At 47.4% G+C, this 22,963-nt stretch carries 25 protein-coding genes; 15 read left to right on the forward strand and 10 right to left on the reverse strand.

Annotated elements, in window-relative coordinates; genetic code table 11:
* Positions 1-112 precede the first annotated feature (112 nt).
* A complete protein-coding gene (locus AC1S5B_RS17910; RefSeq protein WP_482037059.1) occupies positions 113-364 on the forward strand; it encodes a hypothetical protein in 252 nt (83 codons plus the stop codon).
* Here the strand turns inward: AC1S5B_RS17910 and AC1S5B_RS17915 are convergent.
* A complete protein-coding gene (locus tag AC1S5B_RS17915; protein WP_482037060.1) occupies positions 352-912 on the reverse strand; it encodes a cupin domain-containing protein in 561 nt (186 codons plus the stop codon). The genes AC1S5B_RS17910 and AC1S5B_RS17915 overlap by 13 nt on opposite strands.
* Before the next feature lie 466 nt (positions 913-1,378).
* On the opposite strand from AC1S5B_RS17915, the gene AC1S5B_RS17920 reads away from it, so the two are divergent.
* Complete coding sequence (locus tag AC1S5B_RS17920) at positions 1,379-1,801, forward strand: YidH family protein (protein WP_482037061.1); 423 nt, start codon at positions 1,379-1,381, stop codon at positions 1,799-1,801.
* Positions 1,802-1,892: 91 nt separating this feature from the next.
* Here AC1S5B_RS17920 and AC1S5B_RS17925 read toward each other — a convergent pair whose 3' ends face one another.
* From AC1S5B_RS17925 to AC1S5B_RS17935, 3 genes are all read right to left on the reverse strand, one after another.
* Complete coding sequence (locus tag AC1S5B_RS17925) at positions 1,893-2,897, reverse strand: sulfate/molybdate ABC transporter ATP-binding protein (RefSeq protein WP_482037062.1); 1,005 nt, start codon at positions 2,895-2,897, stop codon at positions 1,893-1,895.
* 114 nt (positions 2,898-3,011) lie between these two features.
* Positions 3,012-3,983, reverse strand: coding sequence for a cysteine synthase A (cysK, locus tag AC1S5B_RS17930; protein WP_482037063.1), 972 nt, complete (start codon positions 3,981-3,983; stop codon positions 3,012-3,014).
* 70 nt (positions 3,984-4,053) lie between these two features.
* Complete coding sequence (locus AC1S5B_RS17935) at positions 4,054-4,542, reverse strand: RrF2 family transcriptional regulator (protein ID WP_482037064.1); 489 nt, start codon at positions 4,540-4,542, stop codon at positions 4,054-4,056.
* Positions 4,543-4,768: 226 nt separating this feature from the next.
* Between AC1S5B_RS17935 and AC1S5B_RS17940 the strand changes: the two genes are divergently transcribed.
* From AC1S5B_RS17940 to AC1S5B_RS18000, 13 genes are all read left to right on the forward strand, one after another.
* Complete coding sequence (locus tag AC1S5B_RS17940) at positions 4,769-5,356, forward strand: Crp/Fnr family transcriptional regulator (RefSeq protein ID WP_482037065.1); 588 nt, start codon at positions 4,769-4,771, stop codon at positions 5,354-5,356.
* Positions 5,357-5,472: 116 nt separating this feature from the next.
* Positions 5,473-6,459 (forward strand): sulfurtransferase, encoded by a 987-nt coding sequence (locus tag AC1S5B_RS17945; protein WP_482037066.1) that lies wholly within the window; start codon positions 5,473-5,475, stop codon positions 6,457-6,459.
* A 23-nt stretch (positions 6,460-6,482) separates the two neighbouring features.
* Positions 6,483-6,626 (forward strand): hypothetical protein, encoded by a 144-nt coding sequence (locus AC1S5B_RS17950; protein WP_482037067.1) that lies wholly within the window; start codon positions 6,483-6,485, stop codon positions 6,624-6,626.
* A 4-nt stretch (positions 6,627-6,630) separates the two neighbouring features.
* Entirely contained in the window at positions 6,631-7,824 is a 1,194-nt protein-coding gene (locus tag AC1S5B_RS17955) for a YeeE/YedE family protein (RefSeq protein WP_482037068.1), read from the forward strand.
* 482 nt (positions 7,825-8,306) lie between these two features.
* Positions 8,307-8,543: a hypothetical protein gene (locus AC1S5B_RS17960; RefSeq protein WP_482037069.1), complete on the forward strand. Its 237-nt coding sequence runs from the start codon at positions 8,307-8,309 to the stop codon at positions 8,541-8,543.
* A complete protein-coding gene (locus AC1S5B_RS17965; RefSeq protein WP_482037070.1) occupies positions 8,510-9,268 on the forward strand; it encodes an aliphatic sulfonate ABC transporter substrate-binding protein in 759 nt (252 codons plus the stop codon). Before AC1S5B_RS17960 ends, AC1S5B_RS17965 begins: the two co-directional genes overlap by 34 nt.
* A gap of 116 nt (positions 9,269-9,384) precedes the next feature.
* Positions 9,385-11,103 carry a fumarate reductase/succinate dehydrogenase flavoprotein subunit gene (locus AC1S5B_RS17970; protein WP_482037071.1) on the forward strand — a complete coding sequence of 573 codons (1,719 nt, stop codon included), beginning with the start codon at positions 9,385-9,387 and terminating at the stop codon, positions 11,101-11,103.
* A gap of 15 nt (positions 11,104-11,118) precedes the next feature.
* Positions 11,119-11,346 (forward strand): 4Fe-4S dicluster domain-containing protein, encoded by a 228-nt coding sequence (locus AC1S5B_RS17975; RefSeq protein WP_190910963.1) that lies wholly within the window; start codon positions 11,119-11,121, stop codon positions 11,344-11,346.
* 19 nt (positions 11,347-11,365) lie between these two features.
* Positions 11,366-12,343 carry a HEAT repeat domain-containing protein gene (locus AC1S5B_RS17980; protein WP_482037072.1) on the forward strand — a complete coding sequence of 326 codons (978 nt, stop codon included), beginning with the start codon at positions 11,366-11,368 and terminating at the stop codon, positions 12,341-12,343.
* Complete coding sequence (locus AC1S5B_RS17985; protein ID WP_482037073.1) at positions 12,333-12,641, forward strand: sulfotransferase; 309 nt, start codon at positions 12,333-12,335, stop codon at positions 12,639-12,641. The genes AC1S5B_RS17980 and AC1S5B_RS17985 overlap by 11 nt, the downstream gene beginning before the upstream one ends.
* A gap of 42 nt (positions 12,642-12,683) precedes the next feature.
* Positions 12,684-13,496 carry a sulfotransferase family protein gene (locus AC1S5B_RS17990; RefSeq protein ID WP_482037074.1) on the forward strand — a complete coding sequence of 271 codons (813 nt, stop codon included), beginning with the start codon at positions 12,684-12,686 and terminating at the stop codon, positions 13,494-13,496.
* On the forward strand, positions 13,439-14,554 hold the full coding sequence (locus tag AC1S5B_RS17995) for an Mrp/NBP35 family ATP-binding protein (protein WP_482037075.1): 1,116 nt from the start codon (positions 13,439-13,441) through the stop codon (positions 14,552-14,554). Before AC1S5B_RS17990 ends, AC1S5B_RS17995 begins: the two co-directional genes overlap by 58 nt.
* The gene (locus AC1S5B_RS18000; RefSeq protein WP_482037076.1) at positions 14,463-16,934 is read left to right on the forward strand and encodes a hypothetical protein; all 2,472 of its coding nucleotides are present in this window, start codon (positions 14,463-14,465) and stop codon (positions 16,932-16,934) included. Before AC1S5B_RS17995 ends, AC1S5B_RS18000 begins: the two co-directional genes overlap by 92 nt.
* Here the strand turns inward: AC1S5B_RS18000 and cysW are convergent.
* From cysW to ssuC, 6 genes are all read right to left on the reverse strand, one after another.
* On the reverse strand, positions 16,912-17,793 hold the full coding sequence (cysW, locus tag AC1S5B_RS18005) for a sulfate ABC transporter permease subunit CysW (protein ID WP_482037077.1): 882 nt from the start codon (positions 17,791-17,793) through the stop codon (positions 16,912-16,914). The genes AC1S5B_RS18000 and cysW overlap by 23 nt on opposite strands.
* Complete coding sequence (cysT, locus tag AC1S5B_RS18010) at positions 17,777-18,685, reverse strand: sulfate ABC transporter permease subunit CysT (protein WP_482037078.1); 909 nt, start codon at positions 18,683-18,685, stop codon at positions 17,777-17,779. Before cysT ends, cysW begins: the two co-directional genes overlap by 17 nt.
* Entirely contained in the window at positions 18,682-19,698 is a 1,017-nt protein-coding gene (locus tag AC1S5B_RS18015) for a sulfate ABC transporter substrate-binding protein (RefSeq protein ID WP_482037079.1), read from the reverse strand. The genes cysT and AC1S5B_RS18015 overlap by 4 nt, the downstream gene beginning before the upstream one ends.
* A 66-nt stretch (positions 19,699-19,764) precedes the next feature.
* The gene (locus tag AC1S5B_RS18020; protein ID WP_482037080.1) at positions 19,765-20,781 is read right to left on the reverse strand and encodes a sulfate ABC transporter substrate-binding protein; all 1,017 of its coding nucleotides are present in this window, start codon (positions 20,779-20,781) and stop codon (positions 19,765-19,767) included.
* 171 nt (positions 20,782-20,952) lie between these two features.
* Complete coding sequence (locus tag AC1S5B_RS18025; RefSeq protein WP_482037081.1) at positions 20,953-21,747, reverse strand: ATP-binding cassette domain-containing protein; 795 nt, start codon at positions 21,745-21,747, stop codon at positions 20,953-20,955.
* A 74-nt stretch (positions 21,748-21,821) separates the two neighbouring features.
* Positions 21,822-22,577: an aliphatic sulfonate ABC transporter permease SsuC gene (gene ssuC / locus AC1S5B_RS18030; RefSeq protein ID WP_482037082.1), complete on the reverse strand. Its 756-nt coding sequence runs from the start codon at positions 22,575-22,577 to the stop codon at positions 21,822-21,824.
* Positions 22,578-22,963: the final 386 nt, after the last annotated feature.

The raw sequence follows: 22,963 nt of genomic DNA on the forward strand, positions 1-22,963 counted from the left end.
TCAATGTAAAAATAAGGATTTAGAAATTGGCAAATGACCGTCAAGGAAAAAACTGATTACTGAGGCTGAATCTACCATTAACGAGAACATTCATCAATTGGAACCAGAGAGAGTGCCGTTCCAAGAAGGCGATCGCGTGCGCTTAAAACAGCCTTTTAGACCCAATTTATATAGTTCCGAAGAATATCACTGTGGGATTATCATTGGACTCATTCAAGCATTATCAAAAGTAGGTCAATCTGAAGTTGTAGGGATTGTTCTCCACTTATACAATCCTCAAACATTCGTGGAATATCAAGATGAGTCAGGCGAAGAAATGCTGTTTTACTTTCACATGAACGAGGTGGAATCTTACTCATCTTGATGACTTTGCAGAACGTCAGTTATCTCTGTTTCGCTATAGTAGGGAATCCAACTATCAGCGGTCACAAAATAGCGAATTGCTTTGAAGTTTAGCAAGCCAGAGGGGCTAAACCAATGCTCTACTTGACTAGGAATATGGATGTAATCCCCTGGCTGCACAAGAACTTCTACCTGGCTATCATCCGATCGCTTTAACCCAAAAATTGCGCTTCCCGATAAGACATACCAAGCCTCCGAAGCGGCGTGAACGTGATAGCGACCATAGTTAAAAATAAGCGATTGTAGGCTGGGTAACCCTGGATGAATCAGCAGTAAATCACACCAAGCGTACCTTTCTTCTCGCGATTGAGCGATCAATTGTTTTTTATGCATTGCGAGAAGCTGCTGTTTTTGATGCGCTTCTAAAATGTCTAGATCTAGTAAATCAACTAACCAAGTTGGCGAGTTAAGGGGATAGTGCTTGATGTCAGTTTTGAGAGAAGCCAATGTTTGAGCGATCATCAGGCGATCGCTGTAAACCTTACCGTTACCGAGTTTAAGAATAGCCATGGCATTTCTCAAGCCTAAAATGACAGTTGGTCAAAAGCAGAAACTGAACCAGCATTTCTTATAAGAATACTCTAAAATACTAAAAGTCGGTAAAGATACCGTAGTATTACTAAAAATAGTAACGATTGCCTTCTATTGATCCGCCTATCGATACAGCCACCAGTTAAGCGGGTTGCAAGATTTAGTTTTCATCTGACAAGCTGTTAATCGTGCAGTGATTAATCACTGCACCTTATCGTTTAGACAATAAATAACAGTTGCTCCTATCAGTCAAAGTGCATAAAGTGTTGTTACTTCAGACGTTCTGATGACTACATTATTTGAATTACAAATGCACTATCGTAATTTAGACAAAAGACTTCCTAGTTTTAGTCAGAATAGTGCTCGGAAACTGACTCAAGCATTGAGAATTTTTTCTCTATCATTTTCTCTAATAACAGTTTTGATCAGTCACCTGATGCATTTTATGACGCAGCTATTTTCCAAGTTTACGAAAACAAGCCCAAACAATCTCACTGCTTTAAACCCAAATCGTATTCGGGAGCATTTAGCCAACGAGAGAACTTATCTAGCTTGGATGCGAAGCGCGATCGCTTTGTTAGGGTTTGGGGTTGTGATTGTCCGACTGCGAATGCTTCGACTGGATCTCCCTCAAATGCCGGGTAATGGTTGGAAGCTTGGGCTGCTGTTTTCCCTAGTTGGATTGCTGACCATATTATTATCAGCACCTCATTATTTTGCGGTTCGCAACAGGATTGAAGATGACACCTATCAACCACCTGATTTTTGGATTGTTGCTTTTAGCATGGTAGTGCTGCTATTAGGAGGTGCAGTCATTTATTATGTCTTTGCAATTCCTGAACTATCCAGTCAGTTTTTGCTTGAGTAATTACTTCAATAAAAACTCAAATAAAAACAGTGCCTTCTCGTGAAGAAAACACTGAAAAAACTTGGTTAGAGGTTATGGACTGGAAATGAAATTACATTGCGAAGGACTTGGCTTTTTTGGGCTTCACAAACACTTGTTGTTTTGGCTGCAAGTTGAGGCGATCGCCCTCTTCTCGCGTCAAATTTACATTGACTAGTCGTCCATCTGCAAACCGCAATTCAGCTTGCAGTTCCCAGCCCAAATGAATTAACCGATCCACGGTCGCAGGTGCGGCAGAAGCATCAGGAGAATGGGACACCGAAATATCATGGGGACGCAAAAACACATTCGGATTAACCGCCTCTAATCCAGTTGCCTGAAAAATAGAAGCATCACTAGGCAACACATTCACAGGACCAATAAAACCCATCACAAAGGGCGATGCTGGATTGTCATACAAGTCTGCGGCACTGCCAATTTGCTCTACTTTTCCTTTATTCATCACGACTAATTGATCAGAGACTTCCATTGCCTCTTCTTGGTCATGGGTGACAAATACTGTGGTGACATTCACTTCATCGTGCAAATGGCGCAACCAGCTTCGTAACTCCTTTCTCACCTTGGCATCCAGTGCGCCAAAGGGTTCGTCTAGCAGCAACACTTGCGGTTCTAAAGCAAGCGCTCTTGCCAAAGCAACCCGCTGGCGTTGTCCACCGGATAGTTGAGAAGGATAGCGATCGCCTAATCCCACCAACTGCACCAAGCCCAATAGTTCTTCGGTGCGATTTCGGATGCGGGGTTTTTGCCATTTTGCGACCTCCATGCCAAATGCCACATTTTGCCGAATGGTCAAGTGTTTGAACAAAGCATAGTGTTGAAACACAAAGCCAATACGACGGTTTTGCACACTTTCATAGGTTGCATCTCTACCGGTCAGAAAAATTCTGCCCGAATCGGGGTTTTCTAATCCCGCAATCAGGCGTAGCAGGGTAGATTTACCCGAACCCGATGGTCCCAATAAGGCAACCAGTGATCCAGTTTCGATATCAACGCTGACCTGATCAACAGCTTGAAAGCTGCCGAATTTCTTTGAGACATTATCGACTGTGATCCCCACGCTATTGATTCTCCAAGATAGCTAGTGTAAATATGTCCAGAATATACGGTTAGTCGATCAAAGTACAGTACTTAGTTTTAAGCCTATTAGGCTAGACGAAAATCAATCTTTTAGTTAGCGCACCTGGCTAAACATAGATTGCTCAATGAACTCCAAGTCTTTGAACATGGGCGTGCTCAGGTAGCGTTCTCCAAAGCTGGGTTGAATCACCACAATCAGCTTGCCAGCATTTTCTGGGCGTTTTGCCACTTGCATGGCCGCGCAGATTGCAGCCCCGGTGGAAATCCCAGACAGCAACCCTTCTTCTCGTGCGAGTCGCCGTCCAAAGATGATCGCGTCATCATCGGAAACAGCAATCACCTCGTCTACCAGATCGGCACGATAGTTATCCGGCACAAACCCTGCTCCAATCCCTTGAATTCGATGGGCACCCGAATTGCCACCCGCCAGCACTGGGCTATTTTCAGGTTCCACCGCGATCGCCTGAAAGCTGGGCTTACGCGGCTTAATCGCTTCTGCAATCCCGGTAATCGTGCCACCCGTGCCAACACCTGCAATCAAAATATCAACTTGACCATCCGTGTCTTGCCAAATTTCCTCAGCCGTGGTTTCTCGATGCACTTTGGGGTTCGCCGGGTTACGAAATTGTTGCAACATATAGGCATTGGGCGTATGTCCAACAATTTGCTGGGCACGGGCGATCGCCCCTCGCATGCCTTCCGCACCAGGCGTTAGCTCCAACTGGGCACCATATGCCTTCAGCATCGAACGCCGCTCTAGGCTCATGGTATCGGGCATGGTCAAAATCAAGCGATAGCCTTTTGCGGCTGCCACCATTGCCAGTGAAATCCCCGTGTTGCCAGAGGTTGGCTCAACCAAAATTGTTTTTTCTGGATGAATCAATCCCGCAGCTTCCGCTGTTGCCACCATGCTGACCCCAATGCGGTCTTTTACTGAACTTGCCGGGTTCATTCCCTCTAGTTTCACCACCACTCTGGCAACTGCCCCTTCCGCTAAAGGAATCTGATTTAACTGAACTAGAGGAGTCCGCCCCACTAATTGAGTAATGTCTTTTGCAATCCGCATGAATCTAACCTCTAGTTTTAAGTTTTGAGTTTTTGAGTTTGGTATTTGCCCCTTGCCATTTGCCTCTCTTTTAGATGTAATACATCGGATATTTTTGTTTTTGAGCATCTCGCTTTTGACAAAGATCTTGAAGCGTACACTGGTTCAAAATAGCTTCAAATGCCCCGCTAGATTGATGCCAGACCTCATGGATCAATTCCTGTTCGACCGTACAAGAGTCACTGGAATTCTTCTCGCGGCGATCGCCCTGCACTAATTGCACGATTTCAAGCAATGTGATTTGCCAAGGCTCACGCACTAAGGTGTATCCGCCCCGTGCCCCGCGTTGACTATGAACTACACCGCCACGCCGGAGATTCGTCAAGATTTGCTCTAAATATCGTTCAGGTACTGGTTGCTTTGCGGCAATTTGGCTAATTGTTAACGGTTGCTGACCCGTAGAAGAACTGGCTAATTCCAACAACGCCAACAGTGCGTATTCCACTTTAGAAGAGAGGTAAAACAGCGCGTGGCTGTGGGTGTCTCCATTATTATTGCCGTTTAGATCTGCACCAGGCATAAAGCAATCCTTGAATGAGGGTTTCTCGCAAAACATGGAAGAACCGAGCGACAAGCAGTGATACCAATTAAAGTACGGTATTCTTACCGTTTTATCGTACTTTATAATACAGTTTTTCCTGTTCCTATCCCCCCACATCACTTTTATTGACTTTATTTGGATAATTGCACATTGACACTGCGCCAAATTACGTATAGTCTACCGAAATACCGTTCTTTCTATAATCATGTCCGTTACCTTATTAGCCTTATCCCTCGCTGGGATTGCAAATGAACTACGGTTTGAGCCTCGTGCGATTTTGCCTTCCAAGTCCAACTGTCTTTGGAAAGTTGAGGCGGGAGTTGCGCGAAGTGTGACTGGGTTAGAGGATGGCACGATGATTACCCTCGGTTTATGGGGCGCAGGCGATATTGTGGGTCAACCGTTATCGAACATCAATCCTTATCAAGTGGAGTGTTTGACTAGGGTAGAAGCTTCTCTACTATCGGGCGATCGCTGGATGCAACAGACCGATGATTTACTCAGCCATATTCGTCAATCGGAAGAGTTTTTGTTGATTCGCAGCTATCGCAAGATCGATCTCATGTTGCTGAAGTTTCTGGCTTGGACAGCCAAAAAGTTTGGTCAAACGGTAGAAACTGGATTGCTGATTGATGTTCGCTTGACTCATCAAGATATTGCCGAAATTCTTAACACGACTCGCGTCACGATTACGCGCACATTAAGCCAGTTAGAACAACAGGGCTTAATTCAGCGTTTACCATTGCACCGGATTGTGGTGAAGGATGAAGAACTCTGGCACTACGAGATTTAACGATTTTTCTGCGGTGTTTTCATGTGTTTTCAGAGCCTTAAAGTTTGCCGTGTATTTAGCGATAAATATTGAGGTTCATGTTCAATCAATTCATGATAATTAGGAGCTTTTCCACCATGAACTTAAGCTTTTTTAGGACGCGCTTAGGAAGATTTCAGTTTCGTCCATCTAAACCGATCGCTTTGGTGACTGTAGCGATCGCCACTCTAATTTCAATTCTTTCACTCACAGCAGCACCCTCAATCGCCCAAACCGCTAGCATCAAGTTTGTTGCCCCCAATTGGGTGGCAGCGAATGTCAATAGTTCAACGCTGCGAATTTTAGATGTGCGAACTGCACCCCTGGAATATATTGCAGGACATATACCAGGAGCCGTAAACATTGCCGATACTGCATTCCGGGGTCCCAATGGATTTTTACCGGTGCAATATTGGGATACCCAAAAGTTATCTTCGCTTTTTTCAAAATCTGGTGTAGATAGCAAAAGTCGGGTATTGGTCTATTCCGATGCACGAGATGTTTTGGGTGCAACCATGGTCGCCTATTTATTAGAGCGATCGGGCGTGAAAGATGTCTCTGTTCTAGATGGTGGATTTGCAGGATACAAAGCGTCTGGGCAGCCCATCACAAAGGAATATCCTCAGTACAAATTCACGCAGTTTTCTCTGCAAGATAACCCTTCAATTCGTGTTTCGTTAAATCAAGTAAAAACTTTAATTGGCAAACCGGGCGTTACGTTTGTTGATCCGAGACCCGGTGATTTGTTTCGAGGCGAAAAGAATATTTGGGTGCGGAATGGGCATATTCCAGGTGCAAAAAATATCCCCTGGCCAACCTTTACTGAGGCTGAAAATCCTCAAGAAGATCTCAAGAATCCTCACAAGTTAAAGTCTTTGGATGCGATTCGTAAGATATTGGCAGACAAAAATATTAAACCGTCTGATGATGTGATTGTAACGTGCAGTACGGGGCGTGAAGCGACACTCCAATACATTGTGCTAAAACATTTGTTGGGTTATCCAAAAGTGCGCGTATATGAAGGCTCTTGGACAGAGTACAGCACGACAGATCTGCCTGTTGAAACAGGTCCTGAAAAGGCTTAACTTATCTATTACAGGTTTTTCAAATGAAGTACATTTTTTGGTTGGGGTTGAGTTTATTTGCGGTGTTAAGCATATCGTTTGGGAGCAACATTGCACAGGCAACTCAGCCTCATTTAGACAGTTGCGATCCGCCGCCAGAACAGCCTAAAAAACCACCTAAGAAGTAGAGTTATGAGTCCGTCAATATCTTCTGACCCAGTGTTTTCGCCTCTGCGCCCACAGCGGTTAGCGGTGGCGATCGCCCTTGCGCTGTTTGCGTGTGGCATGATCCTGCTGATGCCTTATGGTTGGCGACAAAGCGGTTTGTTTCTGATTGGTGGATTGTTAGGAATCACGCTTTATCACTCCAGTTTTGGGTTTGCCAGCAGCTACCGTAAGCTGATTCTGTACCGTGATAGTCGCGGGTTGGTTGCACAACTGGTGATGATCGCGATCGCCACTCTACTATTTGCACCGATTTTGGCGAACGGGACAGCCTTTGGTCAAGACGTGCGCGGATCTATTTCACCGATTGGAGTGCAGGGTGCGATCGGGGCATTTCTATTTGGCATTGGAATGCAGCTTGGGGGTGCTTGTGGATGCGGCACACTTTACACCGTTGGCTCTGGTAGTCTCACCTTACTCATTACCCTAGTGACCTTTTGCTTAGGTGCTTTTGGGGCAAGTCTGACGCGCCAACTGTGGAGCGGTTTGCCTGCTTTGCCTGCAATTTCTTTGGGTAACAGTTTAGGTTGGTTTTGGGCAGTTGTTCTTCAACTTACCGTGATCGCACTTTTAATCTGGGCGTTGCAAAAGCTGAAACCCCATCAAGTGAATGCTTCCGACCGTTCTATCCCATTTCCAATCACCTTTACCCAAGTGATTCGCGGTCCTTGGTCGCTGTGGGCAGGCGCGATCGCGTTAGCAGTTTTAAATGGGTTGACTCTCCTGCTTTCCGGGCAGCCTTGGCGCATCACCTGGGGATTTGCCTTGTGGTCAGCCCAAGTTGCGGCATCTTTAGGCTGGAATCCTGCTAGTAGCCCTTTTTGGAATACTCCTACGGCACAAACAGCCTTGAAGAATGGAGTGTGGGCGGATGCGAGTTCGGTGATGAATGTGGGCATTATTTTGGGGGCGTTGCTCGCTTCCGCGTTGGCAGGACGATTAACGCCGACCTTCAAACTATCCAAACTGACGCTGGCGGCTGCCACAATTGGCGGGTTGCTAATGGGCTACAGTGCTTTTCTTGCGTATGGATGCAACGTCAGTGGATTCTTTGGCGCGATCGCCTCAACCAGTTTGCACGGTTGGGTGTGGCTCGGTTCTGCCCTGCTCGGAACTATCATCGGCGTACGGCTGCGATGGCTGTTTCGACTGCCCAATTAAGCGTAGATAGCTGCAACCACCACACCATCGGTTCAAAAGGGTTATAAACGTCAGCGTCTTTGTCTTGACAGGATGACTCAACTCTCATACAGTTAATCTACGGTTTATCGATTGATAATTAGTATTTTGCAGCGAAATACAGTTTGCATTCAATCATTTGGCACCAAGCATTTTAAGTAGTGGACATGAGCCAGGAATTAAGCAACAGTTCTAGGCTCAATGAAGGAAAGTACTGAGTCAAGTTGGTTCACAACTATTCCTTTAAGGAGGCTTTACGTTCCCTGAAAGTTGAAAGATCAGTTTGCTTTATTGATAATCATACTTTTCTGATTGAAATATTGGTGATTTTTTAGGAGTTAATCATGTCTATTCAAGCTAAGATAAGTGTGTTTTCGGCAAGTCTAAGATTATTTTTTAATTCATTAAAACGGTCTTCAAAAACGTTTGCATTGCTGTGCGCAATCGCGTTTAGTGCGAGTTTAGTGATTGCATCTTGTACCCCCCAATCACCCACTAATACGGCAAATTCTCCCTCAGCGGCTCCAGCGGCTAGTTCCTCCGTGAGTGCGCCTGCAAGTGCGACGACAGTACGGATTGGGTATCAGAAAGCAGCCAGTATTCTCAGTTTGCTCAAGTCCAAGGGACTGATCGAAAAAGCCCTCGCAGAGTCGGGATCATCAGTGACTTGGACGAGTTTCCGGCAGGTCAACCTTTATTAGAAGCATTAAACGCAGGCTCGATCGATTTTGGCTATACCGGGGAATCGCCGCCTATTTTTGCTCAAGCCGGTGGAGTGCCCGTGCGCTATGTTGCCTATGATCCTTGGGGTTCCAAGGGTGAAGCGATCGTAGTGCCAAAGGAATCTTCCATTCAAACCATTGCGGACTTAAAGGGTAAAAAAGTGGGGGTTGCCAAAGGCTCTAACTCTCAATACTTGCTAGTCAGCGCTTTGCAATCCGTGGGCTTAAAGCCTACCGATGTTGAGATTAAATTTCTTAAGCCAGCGGATGCTCGCGCCGCATTTGATGGCAAGAGCATTGATGCGTGGTCAATTTGGGACCCCTATCTTGCGGTCGCAGAAGAAAAGGCTGGCGCACGTATTTTAGTGGATGCGACGGGATTAGCACCCAATCGGGGCTATTATCTGGCGGCTCAATCGTTTGTCGATCAATCTCCAGCGGCATTGAAGACGGTTTTAGAAGAAGTGAAAAAGGAAAGTGAATGGGCAAAAAGCAACCCTGGAGAAGTAGCAAAGTTTCTTTCCTCTGGGTTGGGGATTGATGCGGCAGTGCTAGAGAAGGCAGAAAAGCGGCGGGAATACGGCGTACTACCCCTGACTGACGAGGTGATTGGCAAACAGCAGGCGATCGCAGATACCTTCTACGATATCAAGCTGATCCCTAAGAAAATTTCGATTAAGGAAGCCGTTTGGTCGGGTAGCTAAAGATTTCACTTAAAGATTTCATTGTTGATTGCGCGTCAAGCATTGGGTGTCAGGTGAGAGATAGTTACTCTCACTTGGCACTTTTACTTCTGAACCTATTACACACTAGCGATTCTATGAGTACTGACTCCATTTCCACCCAACAATTGCAAACTGATGTGCTGGTGATTGGCGGTGGCACCGCTGGCACCATGGCAGGAATTAAGGCGAAACAAGCGAATCCTCATCTGGACGTGCTGATTTTAGAAAAGGCAAACATTCGGCGCAGTGGCGCGATCGCCATGGGCATGGATGGCGTGAACACTGCGGTGATTCCAGGTCACTCCACACCGGAAAACTATGTGCGAGAAGTGACGATCGCCAATGACGGTATCCTGAATCAAAAAGCAGTTTTGCAAACGGGAAAACTGGGTTACGAAACCATTCAAGAACTCGAAAGTTGGGGCGTTCAATTTCAAAAAGATGCTCAAGGAGACTATGATTTAAAACAAGTGCATCGCATTGGAAAATATGTGTTGCCGATGCCAGAAGGTAAGGATTTGAAACCCATTTTGACTCGTCAAGTCAAGCGTCATAAAGTGCGTGTAACGAATCGAGTCATGGCAACGCGGGTTTTAGTGCAGGACGGTCGCGCGATCGGAGCGATGGGTTTGGATGTTCGCAGTGGCGATTTTGTGGTGATTCAAGCCAAAGCCGTCATCCTTTGCACTGGGGCTTCTGGGCGTTTGGGCTTACCTGCCTCTGGCTACCTCTATGGCACTTACGAGAATCCGACCAACGCGGGTGATGGCTATTCCATGGCATACCACGCAGGGGCAGAGCTATCCAACATTGAATGTTTCCAAATCAATCCCCTAATTAAGGACTACAACGGTCCCGCCTGCGCCTATGTCGCCGGTCCCTTTGGGGCTTACACGACCAATGCCGAAGGACATCGCTTCATTAGCTGTGACTATTGGAGCGGTCAAATGATGCTGGAAATTTGGAAGGAATTGAATTCGGGGAAAGGTCCAATTCAGCTACAAATGACCCACCTGGATGAAGATACGATCGCTGAGATTGAAACGATTTTGTGGGCAAACGAACGCCCCAGTCGCGATCGCTTTCATGCAGGTAGGGGTGAAAACTATCGCACCCACAGCATTGAAATGAACATCTCCGAGATTGGGTTGTGCAGCGGGCACAGTGCTTCTGGCGTGTGGGTGAATGAAAAAGCAGAAACCACTGTAGCAGGACTGTATGCGGCTGGAGACATGGCAAGTGTGCCCCATAACTACATGATTGGAGCCTTTGTCTATGGGCGACTGGCAGGCGAAAATGCCGCAGAGTATGTCCAGAATTTAGATCATTTAGATCCGGATTTGGAGCCATTAGAGGCAGAAAAAGCCAGAGTTTATGCGCCGCTCAGCCGACCTAACGGCATTCCTCACACGCAGGTAGAGTATAAACTGCGACGATTAGTGAATGACTATTTGCAGCCGCCCAAAGTCACCAACAAGATGGAAATTGGGCTGAAACATTTTGTCCGCTATCACGAAACTCTCGATCGAATGGGAGCGCGTGATCCCCATGAATTAATGCGCTGTTTAGAAGTGCATTTTATTCGGGATTGCGCTGAAATGGCAGCCCAAGCTTCACTTTATCGTCGCGAAAGCCGTTGGGGACTGTATCACTATCGAGTCGATTACCCCGGCAAGAACGATGAGGAATGGTTTTGTCATGTGAATTTGAAACGGGATGAATCGGGCGATATAAGGCTGTTCAAGCGTCCCGTTGAACCCTATATCGTGAATGTGGATTTGCAACAAGAAGTTTATGATGTCGCAGTACATTGAGCCTGGAGGTGAAATATGGCACTAATTACACAGCGAGTGGATGTTCCAGTAATCGTAGATGAATCAAAGTGCTTAGAAAAATGCACCGCTTGTATTGAAGTGTGTCCGTTGGATGTGCTAGCGAAGAATCCTGAGACTGGCAAAGCCTATATGAAGTATGACGAATGTTGGTTTTGTTTGCCCTGCGAAAAGGAGTGCCCCACCAATGCCATTACGGTGCAAATTCCATTTCTATTAAGGTAAAACCGATTAAGGTAAAACTATGTCAATTTACATTGATGATGAATTGCATCAAGGATTGGAGTTATTAAACTCTGAAGCGGTCAGCGATCGCTTGATTGCCATCAAAACTCTGCAACATCTGGGAGATGAAGCTGCTCTTAACCCGCTGATTCTTGCTCTCAAAGATGATGATCCAACGGTGCAAAAACTGGCGGTTTCTGCTCTGTGGGAATTCGCCCATCCTGCGGCGGTTCCTGCCCTGATCGAAACGTTGGCGACTGCGGATGCTGAGATTCGAGATGAAGCGCGATCGGCTTTGGGCGAACTGGTATCTGCGGATCATCTGCTGCTATTGCTCGATGCGTTGCAGCAAGGGGATGTGAACGTACAACTGAGTGTACTATTCCTGTTGCGAAAGATTCATGATGTGCAAGCTTTGCCCTACATTTTGCCATTTTTTCAATCCGATAATCCGGCTCTGCGGGAAGCAAGCGTCACTACGTTGCGGTATTTGAACCAAGTCGATCGCTGTCCACTTGTCTTGGATCTGCTCACTGATCCAGCCGAAACCGTGCGTCGTGAAGTGGTTCTAACATTGGGGCATCTCAGGGATGAAACGGTGGTTCCACGACTGACTCAAGCGCTGCTACAAGATATTGATTGGCAAGTGCGCCGCAATGCGGCTAAATCTTTGGCGATTCATGCGGCGATCGATGCAGTTTCTGCCCTAAATCAGGCGATCGCGGATCAACACTGGCAAGTCCGCAAATTTGCCGTTCAAGCCTTACAGCAAACTGCTGATCCAACCTCCCTGCCTCTGTTGATTCAAGCCTTGACGGATGAGGTATCGGATGTGCGAAAAGAAGCCGCGATCGCCCTGGGAAAGATGGAAAACCCAGCGGCATTACAAGCTCTCCAACAGGCGATCGATGATCCGGATCGGGAGGTGAGCATTCGCGCAGAACGAGCAATTGTAGCCATTCAACAGGCAAGTCAAGAGAACTCCCATGTCCATTAATCTCCCAGAAGCCCCTATTTTTGTCATTGGTCCAGGACAATCGGGCACTACCCTGTTGATGACCATCCTCGGTTGCCATCCCCGCATTGCCGTTCCCGAAGTTGCCTGGTATTACCCCCGGTTTTATCCGTACCTGCCCACCTATGGCGACCTCGGCAATCCGGCATCCTTACGAACCCTCGTTGAAGAGATGATCTTTGGCTTGAAAACCCCTTTTTGGGGAGTTCCAGTCAACCCCAAAACTATTGTGGATGAGGTGCTGGCTTACATTCAACAGGCTAGTTTCCGGGGTGTATAACGGCATTTTAAGCTGGTATGCTGCTCATCAAAATAAACCTCGTTGGGGCGAAAAAACACTGGCAACCTGTTTTTTGTGGATGCAATTCTGGCAGATTTTCCCAATGCTAAATTTTTGTATTTAGTGCGGGATGGGCGCGATGCCAGTGCCGAATATTTGGAATCTGCCTTTGGTGCGACCAATATCGCCAGCGCGGCAATTTTGTGGAAGCTCTGCCAGGATGCGGTCAAGCCGTGGCGCGAAAAGCTGAAGGGTAATCAATGGCTAGATGTCCACTACGAAACGTTGGTGCGTGAACCGATCGCGATCTTGCAAGAGGTTTGCCGCTTTTTAGATGAAGACTACGACCCCGCTATCCTTCAGTTTCACCAAACCGAAATTGCTCAGCGAAGAGCGCAAACGAAGGATCATAAACCTTTGGGTCATCCCATTAGTGATCGCTATGTGGGCATTTACAAAAAACTCTTGAGTTTACGCGATCAACAAATTTTTGCAGGGATTGCGGGTGAAGAATTATCCCTGCTGGGCTATGACGTAGAGGTAGAACCGCTGCATTTAACGCCCGCACAAACGGCACTCTATGGAGAACTAGATGGCAGAACTCGCGCCGCGACGCTGGATGCGCCGGAAGGTCACATCGTTTATGAAAGCTACAACGACTGGTTAGCTGATCAGCGACAGGCTCGAATCCGCAGCGGCATTGGTGAAGATCGATTTCCAGATATTCTGGCAACTCGACTGTTTGCCCAAGGCGAATTTTATGAAGAACTGATTACCGGACAACGAGCATGGCGAAAATGGAAAACCTACTTCGGGGTGAAACGGCAATACACCAGTCATCAGGTGGTGCTGTGAAAGAAGTTGCGATCGAGGCAGCAATAGATCAAGGTGCCATTCGCCAACAACAAGTGATTCAATTGCTAAAGCAAGTGATTGAACCCACTTTGAACAGCGATATCGTCAGTCTAGGCATGGTGCGAAACCTGCGAATTGTGGATGATTATGTGTCGCTGAAGCTATATCTTGGAGCACACCAGCAGCAGTTAGAACATCAAGTCCAGACAACTCTGGCTGCGATCGCCTGGTGTAAAAAAAGCTATGTGCAACGCTGCACCATTCCTGGAGTTAAAATCACTTTGGCAATTTCCAGCGGTAAGGGTGGCGTTGGTAAATCAACTACTGCCGTCAATCTAGCCGTTGCATTGCAACAACAGGGTGCCAAAGTCGGTCTGTTGGATGCGGACGTCTATGGTCCTAATGTGCCGCAAATGCTGGGTTTGGGGCAGGCAGACGTGCAAGTGATGGATACTGCCGATGGACAGCGATTTCTGCCACTGGAAGCCCATGGGATTAAGGTGATGTCGGTGGGGCTGCTGGCAGAACCCAATCATCCCCTGGCATGGCGCGGTCCGGTGTTGCACAAGATCATCACCCAGTTTATTCAGGATGTGGACTGGGGCGAGTTAGATTATCTGCTGATTGATCTACCGCCCGGAACCGGAGATGCCCAAATCACCATTGTTCAGGAAAGCCCGATTTGTGGCGTGCTGCTGGTCACCACTCCGCAGCAGGTGGCTTTAGCGGATGTCCGACGGAGTGTGCATATGTTTCGACAGGTGGGGATTCCTGTGTTGGGAATCATTGAAAATATGAGCTACTTGTTAAGCGGCTCTGGTGATAACAAGGAACCCATTTCTATTTTTGGTAGTGGCGGCGGGCAGCAGTTGGCAACCGAATTACAAACTCCCTTATTGGGACAAATTCCGATCGATCCACTCATTTGCAGCGGCGGCGATCGCGGCAACCCGATCGCCCTGACTCATGCTCACACTCCGGCGGGTCAAGTGTTTGGGCAACTGGCACAGGCGATCGCGGCAACCTTTGCAAGTCAACCCTCTCAGCCTCTTTTTTAGCCACGAAACCGCCATGATTGAGTCATCAGCCTTACCACCCGATCAATTTTTCCAGCCCCAGGGCTATTTGGAATACATCAACACGTTGCCATTTTTAGGGCGGTTACACAGTTCCACTCACACCGTTGAAGCGGGAAGTTGGCAAGAGATTCTATTGGACTACGAAGTCGGTGCTTCTGGCATTGCAGATGGTGCCTGGATTAAAGTCACGTTTAAGTTTTACTCAGATTGGACATTGTTTCAAACCGATGATCCGACAGGGGCGAATTACCTCTCTGCCGAGTATCAGGCGCGTCCAACTTTACCGGGAGAAAGCCCTGCAACCGTGCAAGCCTTAAAGGTGCGATTTGACCAAAAGGGACATGAACGCCCCTTTCAAAAAGCGATTATTGTGGATATTGTGGATGGCTATTTGAAGCCAGGAGATCATATCCTGATTCGGCTGGGCGATCGCCGGGGGGGAGGTGCTGGAACTCGTGTGCAAACCTTTGTAGAACAAGATTTTCGCTTCCGCGCCTATATCGATCCGGTTGGCACCTCTCGCTTTGCTGAAATTCCGGGAGATGTAGTCCTGAATATTGTGCCAGGAGACCCTGCAAATCTGGTAATCATCACGCCTCGACTAGTTCAGACTGATGTTCAGTTTCCAGTGCGGGTGCAGGTGGAAGATCGGTGGGGCAACGCCTGCTGGAACTTGGGCAGCACGATTCAATTGCTGATTCAAACTGGCAAGGAAACTCAGATCCAAATGCTTGAGTTACCTGTAAACGGATGGGCGATCGCACAGACAACCTTAGAATTCAATACATTAGGAGACACATCAGTTTACGCTGAATTTAAACATTCAAACTTACATAGTCAATGGATTCCAATCACGATCGCTAATCACTTTGACTATCCCCGTGCCTTCTTCGCAGACTTGCATGTACATTCTAATCACACGGTGGGCACCAATGGCACAGACTACAACTTCAAGTATGGTCGAGAGGTTGCCGGACTCGATGTCCTCGGCTATACCGCCAATGACTTTAACATTACAAAAGATCGCTGGGAAGCAGATGTCAGTGTGACTCGTGCCATGACGCAGGAGAGTGAATTTATTTGTTATCCCGGTGTGGAGTGGTGCGGTAATTCAACGGTTGGCGGCGATCGCAATGTCATCTTTTTGGGAGACGAGATTTTGTTTCCCCACGATCTCGCTGGCAATCCCGTGCGATCGTTCGAGTGGAACGAAGAGATGAAAGGTAAGGAACTTAACCCCGGTGCCTGGACGTTAGATAAGCTCTATGCTGCCTATGCTGATCAAGCAGAGGATCACTTATTGACTCCCCATGTCGGTGGGCGACGTGCCATTCTCGACTGGCATCATCCTCGACTAGAACGGCTGGTAGAAGTCTGTTCCAGTTGGGGACATTTTCCCTGGTTTTATCAAGATGCCATTCAGCGAGGCTACAAGGTGGGTGTAGCGGGTAGCGGTGACGAACATCGGGGACGCTGTGGAGGGGGCGCTCCAGGAGCAGCCGTGTTTGGTACACGCGGCGGTTTAACCGGGATTTTATCGCCCTCTCTCACGAAATCGGCGATTAGTCGAGCATTGAGATCGCGCCATACCTGGGCAACCACAGGCGATCGTCTGGTGGCTCTTCTCTGGACAGATGACCACATTCAAGGTGACGAGTTCACGGCTTCAAAGGCAGTAACGGTTCACTATCGCTTGTTGGGCACCGCAGGCTGGGATGAAATCGCTGCGTATACCGACAGTGGCTTGCTGTGGCAGCGTAACCTTCAAGCAGAAGCCGTATATGCCGCAAACACAATTCGGCTGCGCTGGGGTGGCGCACGGATTAAAGACCGCTATCGTTCAGCAGAATGGTGCGGGGTGTTGAGCTATTCCAATACTCTAGTGCAGCGCTATCAACCCTATGGGCTGGAGCATCCAGAGGAATTCGTGCGGCGATCGGGTTCTTTGGCATTGGAGTTTCGCTCCGATACCTATGGAGATGCTGACGCGATCGTCCTGGAACTGTCCGATTTAGCCAACGCTCGCTTCCGATTGCAGATTCAAATCGATGGGTATCGCAAAGGGGGCAGTCCGCTTCAGCGCAATCCTTATCTCCACTACCCAGAGTTTGAGTGGGAATTTACGGGCAAAGAAATTTTGAATCAGGGCATTTTACGTCAAGACTTGGGCGGGGCAGAGTTATTTGTTGCCGTGGAGCGCATCAGTGCAGCCCCCATGCCCCAAGATATTAGCGGTCACTTTATCCTAGAGCCGCGATCGAGTCCCCGTGGATTCGTGCCCGTGTATATTGCAGGTCGGCAAATCGACGATTCCAAAGTTTGGACAAGCCCCTTGTTTATTCAATTTGAGGGCGTTTAACTTGAGGGTGTTTAGAGTCGCCGCTCCGTCGCAAGATTTCTTGAAAAATCAGCGTCACCAGTGCCACGAGGGTCAGCAGTGAAGCGCAGGCAAACGCCGCCACCGATTGGTATTCCATATACATCCGCTCAACGTGCAGAGTCAGCGTGTTGGTTTCCTGAATGATTCTGCCAGAGACGACCGAGACTGCACCAAACTCGCCCAACGCCCTCGCAGTGCAAAGAATTACACCATACAGCACTGCCCAGCGAATACTGGGGAATGTGACTCGCCAAAAGGTTTGCCAGGACGTTGCCCCCAGAGTGTTCGCAACTTCTTCTTGTTCCACGCCTAGGGTTTGCAGCGCAGGCAATACCTCACGCACGACATAGGGCAGGGTGATAAACGTTGTGGTCAAAATAATTCCGGGTGTGGCAAAGATGATTTTTAGATTCCATGCCAAAACCCACTCTTTGAAAATGCTGTCGGTTTGGCTAAACAATAGAATAAACATCAACCCCACAATCACGGGCGAAATCGTCAGCGGCAAGTCTAAAATGCCTAATAAAAGGGTCTTTCCAGGAAGGGAATGGCGTGCCAACATCCAAGCCGCCAGAATGCCAAAAGCGGTGTTTAGAGGGACGGCAACCAGCGTCGCAATCAGGGTAATTGAGAGAGCGTGTAGGGCATCTGGAGTTTGAATTCCTAGCCAAAAGGCTTCAACCCCTTCCACAAAAGCCTGATAGAAGATATTCACCAGTGGAAAAACGACGACGATTCCCAAAAAACTCAATCCCAGGGTAATCAATGTCCATTTTCCCCAAGGGAGCGATCGCGGTGCAGTGGAGTTGATGTTTAATTCCTTATCTCTTTTGCTCATAGCCTCGACTCCAATGTTGCAAAAGATTGGTGAGGGTCAATAACCCCAGGGATATAGTCAATACGACGATCGCGACTGCTGTGGCTCCGCTGTAGTCAAACTCTTCCAGGCGTTGATAGATGTAGACCGTGGACACCAGCGTTTCATAGGGAATATTGCTGGAGATGATCAAAATAATCCCAAACTCACCGATCGCTCGTGCCAACGCCAATGCAAATCCTGCCAAACTTGCTGGCAGCAGTTGCGGAAAGATCACCCGCCAAAAGGTTTGATATGAATTTGCTCCGAGGGTGTAGGCAACTTCTTCTCCCTCTGGCTCAAGCTCTACCAACACTGGCTGGACAGTTCGCACGACAAAGGGCAACGTCGAAAACACCTGCGCTAGTACAACTCCAAATACCGAAGAAGTCAGATTTGCTTCTTGAATGCCCACTGATTTCAACAGAATTCCAAAGGGTGTACCCGGTTCAAAAAACTGCCCAATCGTGCCACCGGGTGCAAACATCGTCACTAAGGTGATGCCAGCCACAACCCCTGGCATGGCAAAGGGCAGATCGACTAAACCATCTGCCAATCGCTTTCCAGGAAAGGAGTAGCGCACTAATATCCAGGCGAGGATTAAGCCAAATACACTATTGATGGATGCTGCCGCGATCGCGCTGCCAAAGGTTAGCTGGTAGGCGGCGATCGCAACGGGTGAAACAATCAATTCCCACAGATCTGAAAAAGGGCGCTTAGTAGCCTGCCAAAATAGACTTGCCACAGGCAGCAGCACTATCAAGCCCACGTAGGTAAACAGCAATCCCCAGGTTAAAGAAAGCCCCACATTTTTTGAAGGACGACCCACGGGCGTAGATGACCCAATTTTTTCTAGCCTATGATCCAAACTCATTTACTCGTCGCCGCTTTTTGGGCAACGTCAAACAAGGCACCATCCGCAAAAAGCTGCTTGTTCACCTGGTTCCAACCGCCAAAATCAGCGATCGTATAGAGTTTGGAAACCGATTGAAACTCCTTCGCGTACTTTTTCTGAATCGATTGATTAATCGGACGATAGCCAAGCTGGGCGTAAATTTCTTGGGCTTTGGGAGTAAACAAAAACTGCGTGAAAGCTTCCGCGACTTTGCGAGTCCCGCGTTTATCGACGACCTTATCAATCACGGTCACAGGAAAATCCACCTTAATGTTGGGCGACGGCGCGATGTAAGGAAAATCGCGGGGAATCACATCATTGGTGAAAATGATTTCATTCTCAAACGTGATTAGCACGTCTCCCACCCGATTTTTGATAAAGGTGTCAGTTGCCTCTCGTCCCGACCCTGCCTGTGTTTTAATGTTTTGCACAAATCCCTTGAGATAATTCTGTGCCTTGGCACTGCCTTCTACCTTTTGAATGGCACCATATCCGGCTAACACTCCCCAACGGGCATTTCCAGAGGTTTTGGGATTAATTGCAATAATTTGAACGTTATCACGAACTAAATCTTTCCAGGTGCGAATTTTTTTCGGGTTTCCGGGACGCGTCACCAGCACCATGACGCTATTAGCCGGAATGGCGTTATTGGGTAGCCGTTTATTCCAATTGGGTTTAACCAACTCTTTTTCGACTAGAGGCATAATATTGCTTTGCAGATTTTGCGCCAACACATCGGCTTCCAATCCCGCGAGAACGGCGCGAGTTTGGGCACCCGAAGCTCCATAGGATTCTTTGAAGGTGACATCTTTCCCTGTTTTTGCCTTCCATTCTTTTTGAAACTCAGGAATCAATTTGGCAAAAACAGGCTTGGCAACCGCATAGCTGACTAATGTGAGTTGCACAGATTTGGGAGTTTGAGAAGCCGTTGGCAGCGCTAGACCACTTAATAGGGATGCCAGAGCCAAGACAATATAGCGACGGTTAATCATGAATCGTTCCAGATAAATGAAGAGTTGTTGAATATGAGATGTAGTGCCAGCTAGGGATGCCTATCTTTACTTACCTGCTGCTGATTTTTGAGCAACATCAAACAGCGCCCCATCGGCAAAAAGCTGCTTGTTGACTTGTCGCCAGCCGCCAAAATCCGCGATCGCAAAAAGCTTTTGAACTTGCTGATACTGCTTGGCATTTCGCTGAAGTATTTTTTTGTTGCTAGGACGATAGCCCACTTGAGCAAAAATTTCTTGAGCTTTAGGACTAAACAAGAACTGAGTAAACGCTTCTGCCACTTTGCGGGTGCCTCGTTTATCCACTACTTTGTCTACAACCGTGACGGGAAAATCGACTTGAATATTGGGAGATGGAGCGATGTAAGGAAAATCCTTTGGCAACACATCATTGGTAAACAGAATTTCATTTTCAAAATTCACCATCACATCCCCAACCCGATTGCGAATAAAAGTGTCAGAGGCTTCACGACCATTGTTCACAAAGGTTTTGCTGTTCTTCACAAGCTTTTTGAGATAGGCTTCTGCTTTCTCTTTTCCCTGCGTTTTAGAGATAGCTCCATAGCCCGCCAAAATACCCCAACGGGCATTGCCAGATACTTTGGGATTAATTGCCACAATCCCTACTCCTTCACGGGTTAGGTCTTGCCAAGTGCGGATTTTTTTGGGATTCCCAGGGCGCGTTACCAACACCATCACCGTATTGGCAGGCACGGCTTTGTTGGGCAATCGTTTCTCCCAATTGGGTTTGACAAAGCCGTTATCCACTAATAAATCAATTGCAAACTGAGTATTAATTGCAAAAATATCTGCTTCTAAACCTGAAAGAATTGATCGCGCTTGAGCGATCGTCGGTCCATAGGATTCCTTAAAAGTAACGGTTTGCCCAGTTTTAGCTTTCCACTCTTTTTGAAACTCAGGAATCAGCTTTTGGTAAAAAGGTTTGGCAACGTTATAACTAACCAGCGTAAGTTCAACTGACGACGGAGTTTGAGCAACCGTTGGGCGAACCGTTGCCGCTAATGCCACGGCTAAACCAAGAACAACCTGTCGTCGCTTAATCACGGTTTTCTCCTAGTCAATGACATACATTGCAAATAAAATACGGTTTATCTATGTGTATACCGTAGAATAAAGTTTACGGACATGACATCAACCTGTCAAGGGTCAGATTCAACCGAAACCCCTGCTGCTGGATTGAGCGATCGCTATATATTGATGATCAGCTTGAATGCATCAGCTTGAATACACAGGTTGAGGATCAATCATCTGCTGATGAGAGGGCGATTCAGGGGAGAGTAATTCACGCTGAAGAACTCGCTTCAGGACTTGTTCTACAAGTCCTGCAAAAGCGGGATCACCTCGATGGCGCGGGCGTTTAAGCGGCACCGTTAAATTCATTGCCACATGCCCTTCTTCAAGCAACACGACGCGATCGCCCAATGTCACTGCTTCTTCCACATCATGGGTAATCAACAGCGTTGTAAACTGCTGCTCTTGCCAAATTGCTTCAATCAATTGCTGCATCTCAATCCGAGTCAGGGCATCTAATGCGCCCAATGGTTCATCCAGCAACAAAAGCCGAGGTTGGCTGACTAATGCTCGTGCTAGCGCCACCCGTTGACGTTGCCCACCGGACAGCACCGCTATCCAGTCATTGGCTCGATTAGCCAATCCCACTTGTTCTAACGCTTGCAGTGCTTTAGGCTTCCAGTTTCCCCGTAACCCTAACCCTACATTTTCTAAAACACGTTTCCACAGCAGCAAGCGTGAATCTTGAAACATGACTCGTGCGGGTTGATTCAGTTGTGAAACAGGTCTGCCATTGAGCAAAACTCCACCGTTGGTTGGCTGCTCTAACCCGGCGATCAAGCGCAGTAGGGTACTTTTGCCACAGCCACTGCGACCGACGATCGCTACAAATTCTCCCGGTGCAATCTCCAGATTTAATTCATGCAGTACTTGATGATCGCCAAAGAGTTTACTGAGTCCTAAAATTTTTAAATCCGTTGCTCGATTAGGTGATGCCATGGGGTTGTGAGGGATAGTGATGAATTTTGAGTGAGAAGTTTTGAGTGAGGAGTAGCAGCGAAGCAGTCAGACCTTTATTTTTTTTGATAGCTGGGGTGCCATTGCAACAATTTCACTTCTAGCCAGCGGGCGATCGAATCGGCTAGTTTTCCCAATAATGCATAAACCAAAATGCTAAAGACTACAACATCGGTTTGCATAAACTCACGGGCATTCATTGCCATATAGCCAATGCCAGAATCAGACGCGATCGTCTCTGCCACAATCAGCGTTAGCCACATAATCCCCAGAGCGTAGCGCACTCCCACTAAAATCGACGGCAGGGCACTGGGTAAAATAATCTGCCAGATGATTTCCCAGGGCTTTAAGCCATAGACTTTTCCCATCTCTAGCAATCCTTGATCAACGGTGCGAATTCCATGAAAGGTGTTGATATAGATTGGAAATAGCACCCCGATCGCCACTAAAAAAATCTTTGCTTCTTCACCAATGCCAAACCACACAATTACTAAGGGAATCATTGCTAAGTGAGGAATGTTTCGCAACATTTGCACGGATGTATCCAACAACTTTTCGGGTAATCGAAAAAGTCCGTTTAGCAATCCTAAAGTAAATCCAATTGAACCACCAATCGCAAACCCAACTAAGGCACGAGCCGCACTCACCCCCATATGGTGAAATAGCTCCCCTGTCCTAGAAAGGTGAATGCCAGCCTGAAACACTGCGGTTGGAGCAGGCAACACCCGCGTCGATAACCAACCGAACTGTGCTAGCAATTGCCAGATTAATAAGAGGAACAGAGGCACCCCCCAGGGCGCAAAGTGTGCCAACTGTCTCCTCAAAAAATGAGTTTGCGCGTGGAAAGCCCTAGAACTAGGGGATGAAAGCACAGGGGTCATAAGGTTAGCGATCGCGATTAGAAACAAGCTCTAGGTTAATACTATAAATCGATCAAGTTACCGTTGTTTTATGAAAAGCAGTATTACACAAACGATTCAAGTATCACAAGCTCTAGCCGCTACAGTTTCATTCGTAAATTTATAGCTATTTGGCTTGGCTGCCGAATAACCAACAGCCCACAAAAGCTTGCTTTTTATATCTAGCTGTGTGAAGATTACTGAAATTGAATACAGTATATCTATCAAGATACTGTGGTTTATCAATTCATGACTACTCTGAATCTTCCTTCTGTGTAGTGTCTAGGGTCGGCTGATCA

Source organism: Leptolyngbya sp. CALU 1928 (genome assembly GCF_056784215.1).